Source organism: Agrobacterium salinitolerans, from assembly GCF_002008225.1.
Taxonomy (GTDB): domain Bacteria; phylum Pseudomonadota; class Alphaproteobacteria; order Rhizobiales; family Rhizobiaceae; genus Agrobacterium; species Agrobacterium salinitolerans.
Genome location: NZ_MRDH01000011.1, coordinates 1 through 2,500, shown reverse-complemented (window position 1 = coordinate 2,500; position 2,500 = coordinate 1). Strand labels below are relative to the sequence as shown.

The following is a 2,500-nucleotide window of genomic DNA, read 5'->3' as shown; positions in this document are numbered from 1 at the left end:
TTGCGCCGAAAATGTAACGGGGCTAAAGCCATGCACCGAAGCTGAGGATTTGCACTTTGTGCAAGTGGTAGCGGAGCGTTCCGTAAGTCTGTGAAGGGGTACCTGTGAGGGGCCCTGGAGATATCGGAAGTGCGAATGTTGACATGAGTAACGATAAAGGGAGTGAGAGACTCCCTCGCCGAAAGACCAAGGGTTCCTGCTTAAAGTTAATCTGAGCAGGGTTAGCCGGCCCCTAAGACGAGGCGGACACGCGTAGTCGATGGGAACCACGTTAATATTCGTGGGCCTGGTGGTAGTGACGGATCTCGTGTGTTGTTCAACCTTATTGGATTGGTTGGGCGGCGAAGAGGTTCCAGGAAATAGCTCCACCGTATAGACCGTACCCGAAACCGACACAGGTGGTCAGGTAGAGTATACCAAGGCGCTTGAGAGAACTATGTTGAAGGAACTCGGCAAATTGCACGCGTAACTTCGGAAGAAGCGTGACCCTTTTGTACGCAAGTATGATGGGGTGGCACAGACCAGGGGGTAGCGACTGTTTATCAAAAACACAGGGCTCTGCGAAGTAGCAATACGACGTATAGGGTCTGACGCCTGCCCGGTGCTGGAAGGTTAAAGGGAGGGGTGCAAGCTCTGAACTGAAGCCCCAGTAAACGGCGGCCGTAACTATAACGGTCCTAAGGTAGCGAAATTCCTTGTCGGGTAAGTTCCGACCTGCACGAATGGCGTAACGACTTCCCCGCTGTCTCCAACATAGACTCAGTGAAATTGAATTCCCCGTGAAGATGCGGGGTTCCTGCGGTCAGACGGAAAGACCCCGTGCACCTTTACTATAGCTTTACACTGGCATTCGCCAAGGCATGTGTAGGATAGGTGGTAGGCTTTGAAGCAGGGACGCCAGTTCTTGTGGAGCCATCCTTGAAATACCACCCTTATCTTCGTGGATGTCTAACCGCGGTCCGTTATCCGGATCCGGGACAGTGTATGGTGGGTAGTTTGACTGGGGCGGTCGCCTCCGAAAGAGTAACGGAGGCGCGCGATGGTTAGCTCAGACCGGTCGGAAATCGGTCGTCGAGTGCAATGGCATAAGCTAGCCTGACTGCGAGACTGACAAGTCGAGCAGAGACGAAAGTCGGTCATAGTGATCCGGTGGTCCCGTGTGGAAGGGCCATCGCTCAACGGATAAAAGGTACGCCGGGGATAACAGGCTGATGACCCCCAAGAGTCCATATCGACGGGGTTGTTTGGCACCTCGATGTCGACTCATCGCATCCTGGGGCTGGAGCAGGTCCCAAGGGTATGGCTGTTCGCCATTTAAAGCGGTACGTGAGTTGGGTTCAGAACGTCGTGAGACAGTTCGGTCCCTATCTGCCGTGGGTGTAGGAATATTGACAGGATCTGTCCCTAGTACGAGAGGACCGGGATGGACGTATCTCTGGTGGATCTGTTGTCCTGCCAAGGGCATAGCAGAGTAGCTATATACGGAATGGATAACCGCTGAAGGCATCTAAGCGGGAAACCAACCTGAAAACGAGTGTTCCCTATCAGAGCCGTGGAAGACGACCACGTCGATAGGACGGGTGTGGAAGCACAGCAATGTGTGAAGCTTACCGTTACTAATAGCTCGATCGACTTCTTCGTTCCCATTGATTATGTTCATCGAACAAAGTTCGATGATATCATCTTCTGTCCTCACGGGCCAAAGGCCCTGCGGACGGCGCGCGCCATAAGGTATTTTGCTTGACAGCAAAAACCGGAAGGCGCGACGGACTAGCGTCCTGTATGGCTGCCACGCTCGACCTCGGGCAAAGGTGGAATACGGATGGGTCACAGAAAGACGTGTAATTAAGATAAAAAGTGGCAATGCCACCCAGCTTCTCGAAAACAACAGTCATGTGAAAACATGAACAAGGTTGCTTTGGCCACCTGGTCCCTCATATCAGAGGTGGCCGTATGGCCGATTGGCGTCCCCCCGTGAGCGACAAGCGAACGGGATAAGGCATGCCAATCCAAAAAAGCAATCATATGTTCATGCGTTCCGCATGAACATATGTTGCGTTTTGCCGACCTGGTGGTTATCGCGGGGCGGCCGCACCCGTTCCCATTCCGAACACGGCCGTGAAACGCCCCAGCGCCAATGGTACTTCGTCTCAAGACGCGGGAGAGTAGGTCGCTGCCAGGTCTGCAAAACGCAACGCAAAATCTTCTCAATCACACTCTTCGGCCCAGCCGACAAAAAGGGCCGCTACATGCGGCCTTTTGTCATTCAAGGCAAAGATTTAAAGGCAATAAAAATGGCGTACAAAATCAGGTGCGCCCCTTAAAGGAGATAAATTGCTCCGCAATTTACTCCGCCAGAGTTCCGTCGTCGCTAAAGCAACGACGCAGACGCGACATTCGGCTTCGCCGAATGCGCTGGTAACGCGGGGTGGAGCAGCCCGGTAGCTCGTCAGGCTCATAACCTGAAGGCCGCAGGTTCAAATCCTGCCCCCGCAACCAA

At 53.6% G+C, this 2,500-nt stretch carries 1 tRNA gene and 2 rRNA genes (1 of these 3 cut by a window edge); all 3 read left to right on the top strand.

Annotated features, from left to right (window positions below):
- Window positions 1-1,641: ribosomal RNA gene (locus tag BS627_RS10945) — 23S ribosomal RNA — on the top strand; it begins 1,410 nt to the left of the window's first position.
- 426 nt (window positions 1,642-2,067) lie between these two features.
- A 5S ribosomal RNA gene (rrf, locus tag BS627_RS10940) occupies window positions 2,068-2,182 on the top strand.
- Window positions 2,183-2,422: 240 nt separating this feature from the next.
- Window positions 2,423-2,499, top strand: a tRNA-Met gene (locus BS627_RS10935).
- Window position 2,500: the final 1 nt, after the last annotated feature.